Source organism: Streptomyces sp. NPDC127119 (assembly GCF_042677425.1).
Taxonomy (GTDB): Bacteria; Actinomycetota; Actinomycetes; order Streptomycetales; family Streptomycetaceae; genus Streptomyces.
In genome coordinates, this window is sequence record NZ_JBHXTO010000268.1 from 1 (window position 1) to 5,771 (window position 5,771).

The 5,771-nt window shown below is 72.3% G+C and carries 6 protein-coding genes; 5 read left to right on the top strand and 1 reads right to left on the bottom strand.

Annotated elements, in window-relative coordinates; all coding sequences use genetic code 11:
• The first annotated feature begins 298 nt into the window (after positions 1–298).
• From ACFVH5_RS43745 to ACFVH5_RS43760, 4 genes are all read left to right on the top strand, one after another.
• Positions 299–1,024, top strand: coding sequence for a DsbA family oxidoreductase (locus tag ACFVH5_RS43745; RefSeq protein ID WP_385839267.1), 726 nt, complete (start codon positions 299–301; stop codon positions 1,022–1,024).
• A gap of 95 nt (positions 1,025–1,119) precedes the next feature.
• The gene (locus ACFVH5_RS43750; RefSeq protein ID WP_385839268.1) at positions 1,120–2,169 is read left to right on the top strand and encodes an aminotransferase class V-fold PLP-dependent enzyme; all 1,050 of its coding nucleotides are present in this window, start codon (positions 1,120–1,122) and stop codon (positions 2,167–2,169) included.
• Between the two features lie 54 nt (positions 2,170–2,223).
• Positions 2,224–2,841, top strand: a complete 618-nt coding sequence (locus tag ACFVH5_RS43755) for an RNA polymerase sigma factor (protein WP_385839269.1) — start codon at positions 2,224–2,226, stop codon at positions 2,839–2,841.
• 25 nt (positions 2,842–2,866) lie between these two features.
• Positions 2,867–3,904, top strand: a complete 1,038-nt coding sequence (locus tag ACFVH5_RS43760) for a maleylpyruvate isomerase family mycothiol-dependent enzyme (protein WP_385839270.1) — start codon at positions 2,867–2,869, stop codon at positions 3,902–3,904.
• 8 nt (positions 3,905–3,912) lie between these two features.
• On the opposite strand, the gene ACFVH5_RS43765 is transcribed toward ACFVH5_RS43760, so the two are convergent.
• Positions 3,913–4,443 (bottom strand): MarR family winged helix-turn-helix transcriptional regulator, encoded by a 531-nt coding sequence (locus tag ACFVH5_RS43765; protein ID WP_385839271.1) that lies wholly within the window; start codon positions 4,441–4,443, stop codon positions 3,913–3,915.
• 144 nt (positions 4,444–4,587) lie between these two features.
• Between ACFVH5_RS43765 and ACFVH5_RS43770 the strand changes: the two genes are divergently transcribed.
• Positions 4,588–5,649: an alkene reductase gene (locus ACFVH5_RS43770; RefSeq protein WP_385839272.1), complete on the top strand. Its 1,062-nt coding sequence runs from the start codon at positions 4,588–4,590 to the stop codon at positions 5,647–5,649.
• The last annotated feature ends 122 nt before the right edge of the window (positions 5,650–5,771 follow it).

The window sequence follows — 5,771 nt, forward strand, 5'->3', positions numbered from 1 at the left end:
CGCCCCTGAGTGGGACGGGGCGCAGCCCCTCCCCAAGGGGCGCGGGGAACGGCGCGAGCAACGCCCACCGAACCCGCACGTCCAGGGGCGCGGGGAACGGCGCAATCTTTTCGTCTTTCGGGGGCGGAGCCCCCTAGGGGCGCGAGGAACTGCGCGGCCAGCCCCCACCGGCCCGCACATTCAGGGGCGCGGGGAACTGCGCGAACGGCCCCCACCCGGCCGCAGGGAATACGCACCCGGTTCTTGAATGTTCATGTTTTAGCGAAGCTGATCGGTTGAGTGAGGGAGAGTTCGAGACATGCGCGTCGAGATCTGGAGCGACATCGCCTGCCCATGGTGCTACGTGGGCAAAGCCCGCTTCGAGAAGGCCCTCACAGCCTTCCCGCACCGCGATGACATCGAGGTCGTACACCGCTCCTTCGAGCTCGACCCGAACCGCGCCAAGGACGACATCCAGCCCGTCATCCCCATGCTCACCAAGAAGTACGGCATGAGCGAGGCCCAGGCCCAGGCCGGTGAGGAGAACCTCGGCACCCAGGCCGCCGCCGAGGGACTGGCGTACCGCACGAAGGACCGCGACCACGGCAGCACCTTCGACATGCACCGGCTCCTGCACCTCGCCAAGGAGCGGGGCCGCCAGGACGAGCTGATCCAGAACCTCTACAAGGCGAACTTCGCCGAGGAGCGTTCCGTCTTCGGCGACGACGAACGCCTCGTGGAGCTGGCGGTCGACGCCGGACTCGACGCGGACGAGACCCGCAAGGTGCTCGCCGACCCGGCCGCGTACGCCGACGAGGTCCGCGCCGACGAGCGCGAGGCCGCCGAGCTGGGCGCGAACGGCGTGCCGTTCTTCGTCCTGGACCGCAAGTACGGCGTCTCCGGCGCCCAGCCCGCCGAGGTCTTCGCCCAGGCCCTGGAGCAGGCGTGGGCCAGTCACTCCCCGCTCAAGCTGATCCAGCAGGACGGCCGGGGCGACGCGGAGGCGTGCGGCCCGGACGGCTGCGCGGTCCCCCACCAGCACTGACATGCGGCGCTGACCTGGACATATAAGCGTTCCTTCGCGGAACCACTTAAAAGAACGCAATGGACGGGGAGTTCTCCGCGCCGCAGAGTGGTGCCATGGACACCTTCCAGAGCCTCGTCCGGGCCGAGTTCGCGCCGAAGAACACCTATCTGAACACCGCCAGTACCGGGCTGCTCCCGGCGCGCGCGGTGGCGGCCATGCGGGCCGGTATCGAGTCCGTGGCGGACGGCCTGCCGCAGGACATGTTCGCCGACGTGGAGGCGGCCCGCGCCTCCTTCGCGCGGCTCGTCGGCGTCCCGGACAACCGGGTCGCGGCCGGGGCCTCGGTCGCCGTCTACACCGGCCTGATCGCGGCCTCGCTGCCCGAGGGCGCCGAAGTCCTCACCGCCGAGGGCGACTTCACCTCCGTGGTGAACCCCTTCCATGTGCGCCGCGGGCTGAAGGTGCGCACGGTGCCGCTGGAGCGGATCGCCGAGTCGGTGCGCCCCGGCACCGCGCTCGTCGCGGTGAGCGCCGCGCAGTCCGCGGACGGCCGGGTCGCGGACCTGCCCGCGCTGCGCGAGGCCGCCCGTACCCACGGCGCCCGTACGTACATCGACGCATCCCAGGCCGCCGGATGGCTGTCGGTCGACGCGGACGCGTACGACTATGTGTCCTCCGTCGCGTTCAAGTGGCTCGTCTGCCCGCGGGGCGTGGCCTTCCTCGTCGTTCCGGAGGACTTCGGGGGGCTCGATCCCGTCTTCGCGGGCTGGGTGGCGGGAGAGAATCCCTGGGACAGCTGCTACGGGCCGGTCGAGGAACTCGCCCGCTCCGCGCGGCGGTTCGACGAGAGCCCCAGCCTTTTCTCGTACGCCGGCGCCCGGCACTCCCTCCAGGTGGTCGAGGAGCTGGGTGTGGAGGCCATCCGCGCCCATGACCTCGGCCTCGCCGACCGTTTCCGGGCGGGCCTCGCCTCGCTGGGACACGAGCCGGTCCCGGCACCGGGGTCGGCGATCGTCTCCGTGCCCGGACTCGGCCACCGGCAGCCGGAGCTGAGCCGGGCGGGGATCGAGGTCTCGGACCGTGCCGGAAACCTGAGGGCCGCCTTCCACATGTACACCTCGCCCGCGGACGTCGACCGCCTGCTGGATGTCCTGTCCGGATGATGTCGCGCCCCACTGGCGCGCGGCCCACGAGAACGCTAGGAAGGGCATCACGAGGTGGTGGTGCCGGTGGAGCCAACTCTCCACACGTCCGAACGGCCGTCCGCGGATGCGGAGTTGCACCGGCGGCTGGTGTACGGCGACGAGACCGCGCTGGCCGAGGCGTACGCGGCGTACGGCGGCCTGGTCCGGCGCGTCGCGGTGCGGGTCACGCGCGGCGCGGCGGCCGCCGAGGACGTGGCGCAGGAGGTCTTCGCCCAGCTGTGGAGCAGGCCGTACGCGTTCGACCCGGACCGTGGCTCGATGCGCACCTGGCTGTCCCTGCTCGCGCACCGGCGGGCGGTGGACTGGGTGCGCAGCGAGGCCAGGCACCGCAAGGACACGCGCGCGGACGACTCGGCGCTGCACTCCATCCCGGACACCGGGCCCGGGCCCGACGAGGCGGTCGTCGACCGCGAACGCTCGCTCCTGCTGCACTCCGCGCTCGCCGAACTCCCCCAGCCTCAGCGGGAGGTGGTCCACCTCGCCTATTTCGCCGGCCGCACCTACCGCCAGGCGGCCGTCGAGCTGGGCATCCCGGAGGGCACCGCCAAGACCCGATTACGGTCCGCGTTGCGCAAGTTGGCCGTGTCGTTGGGCGACCCGTCGGATCCGGCGTGGGAAAGGGGCGCATGATGGCGACAGGGAAAGGAGGCCTCCGGTGAGCGACGACCACGACGGCGTGCCCGAACTGCTGGCCGCCTGGGCCTTCGGCGCGCTGCAGCCCGCGGACGAGAAGGCCGTGCCGCTGCATCTGGCCGGCTGCGAGAGCTGTGCCGCGGAGGCGGAGCGGCTCCGTGAGACGGTACGGCTGCTGGACGGGCCACCCGGAATACCGGAGCAGGCCGCCATGAACAACGGTTCCGCCCTGCCGGAAGGCGTGCTCGCCGCCGCGCTGCGGGCGCGGCCCACCGCGCCGCGCGTCGCCGCGCACGCGGCCCCGTACGCGGCCGCGGTGACCGGGCTCACCGCGCTGCTGCGCGAGGTGGACGGCCACCGGCCGTGGGGCACCCCCGTCGTGCACGACTGGGACGTCCGGGACACGGTCGGCCATCTGATCGCCGCCGACGAGGAGTTGGCCCGGCTCCTCGGGGTCGCGGCGCACGCTCCGGCCGCGCGGAGCACGGCGGAGATGCCGTGGGAGGAGGCCTGGGAGGCCAGGACCGCCGACACGATCGCGTACGAGCGGACGCGCTCCCCCGAGGAGACGGTGGCCGCGTGGTCCGCGCAGAGCTCGGCGCTGCTGGCGACGCCCGAGGCCCTGGATCCCGAGCGGGCCTCGCACGCCACGACGATGCTGGGTGTACGGCTGCCCGTGGCCGACCATTTCCTGGGGCGGGCCTTCGAGACCTGGATCCACACGGTGGACATCGGCCGCGCGCTCGGGCTCGCCGTGCCGCCACCGGTCGAGGCCCATCTGGGGCAGATGGTCCGGCTGGCCGTCCGGATGCTGGGTCTGGCGCTGGGGCCGACGGCGCCGCCGGTGCTGTTCGCCGTGACGGGTGTCGAGGGCGATCCCCAGTGGGTGCTCGGTTCCGAGGGCGAGCCGGTCCGGGCCGAACTCGCCCTGCAGGCCGTGGACTTCTGCCTGCTGGTGGGCGGACGGCACACGCCCTCGTCGGTGCCCCGCGGGATGGTGGGCGACGAGGAGGCCGTACACGACGTGCTGGAGCGGGCGGCCTCACTGGCCTGGCTCTAGCGTCACTGTCAGGGCCGGTCCGCCCCGGGCGGGAACGTGCAGTCGCCCGCCTCCGTGCACAGGTTCGCCTCGACGCGCGCGAGGAGTCCGGAGAGCTGTGCGCGCTCGTCGGCGCTCAGTCCGGCGAGGCTGTGCTCCTCCAGGCCCGTCCAGGCCCGGGTGACCTCGTCGTGCAGGCCGCAGCTGTCCTCCGTCGCCTCGACGAGGACGGCGCGGCCGTCCCTGGGGTCGGGGCGGCGGCGGACGTGCCCCGCCTGCTCCAGCCGCTGGAGCATCTTCGTGACCGTCGACGGATCGAGTTCGACCGCCTTGATCAGCTCCGACTGGCGCACCGCGCCCGCGTCCCACAGGTGCATCATCACGAACTCCTGGCCGGGGTAGAGGCCGGACCCGCGCAGCAGCCTGCCCGCGGCGGCCCGGTGCATCCGGGCCACCCTGGAGATGGCGTAGCTGACCTGGCCGCCGCAGGCCGCCGAGGGTGTCTCGTCGCTACAGGCGGGGTCGGCCTGAGAGGCCGCGACCTCGTGGGTGGCACTCATCCTGGCTCCCGGTTCCGCGCACGTTCGTGGCGGCCAGCTTTTCACGGACAATAACTTGGCCGACCAAGGAATGCTTTACGGTGGTCCCTTGTTCCAATCATTGGCCGACCACATACATTCCCCGCACTCTCCCCAGGAGCAGCCGTGACCACCGCTTACGACCCCATCGACCTGTCCGGCACCCCGCTCGCGAACCGCATCGTCATGGCGCCGATGACCCGCAGCAGGGCAGGCGACGGCGGAGCGCCGACCGATCTGAACGTCGAGTACTACGCCCAGCGGGCCTCCGCGGGCCTGATCGTCACCGAGGGCGTCCAGCCGTCCGTGGTGGGCCAGGGCTACCCGGACACCCCGGGGCTGCACAGCGCCGAGCAGATCGCGGCCTGGCGCAAGGTGACCGACGCCGTGCACGCCGCGGGCGGCCGGATCTTCGCGCAGCTCATGCACGCGGGCCGCATCGGCCACCCCAGCCTGCTGCCCGACGGACTCGTCAACGTCGGCGCCTCGCCCGTACGGGCCGAGGGGCAGGTCTACACCCACGAGGGCCCCCTCGACTTCGTCACCCCGCGCGAGCTGACCGGCGACGAGGTACGCGCCACCATCGGCGAGTTCGTGAGCGCCGCCCGGGGCGCGGTCGAGGCCGGCTTCGACGGTGTCGAGCTGCACGGCGCCAACGGCTATCTGATCCACCAGTTCCTCGCGCCGGGTTCCAACCACCGCACCGACGAGTGGGGCGGCCCGGTCGAGAACCGCATCCGCTTCGCGGTCGAGGCGGTCAAGGCCGTCGCCGCGGAGATCGGCGCCGGGCGCACGGGCATCCGCCTCTCGCCCGGCAACCCGTACAACGACATCCAGGAGCCCGAGCCGGAGGCGGCGTACACCGCGCTGGTCGACGCGCTGGAGCCGCTGGGTCTCGCCTATCTGCACATCACCGAGGTGGGCGAGATCCGTGAGCTGACGCTCGCGCTGCGCAAGCGGTTCAGCGGGACGTTCATCCTGAACCCGGCGACCGAGGGGCCGACAGGCCCCGAGTCCCTGACGCTCGTCGAGGACGGCGTCGCCGACCTGGTCGCCTACGGCCAGCTGTTCCTCGCCAACCCCGACCTGCCCGCCCGGCTGAAGGCGGGCGGCCCGTTCAACGAGGGCGACCCGACGACGTACTTCGGCGGGGACGCGAAGGGCTACACGGACTACCCGGCGCTGTAGGGCACCCCGGTGAGGCAGTTGGCCCGGTGGCCCCCAAGTGCGGGGGGGGGCCCCGGCCAAAAACCCACAGGCGGTCGTCACATGAGGCGTAAGGCGCTTAACCCCCAGGGAACATCAACCGG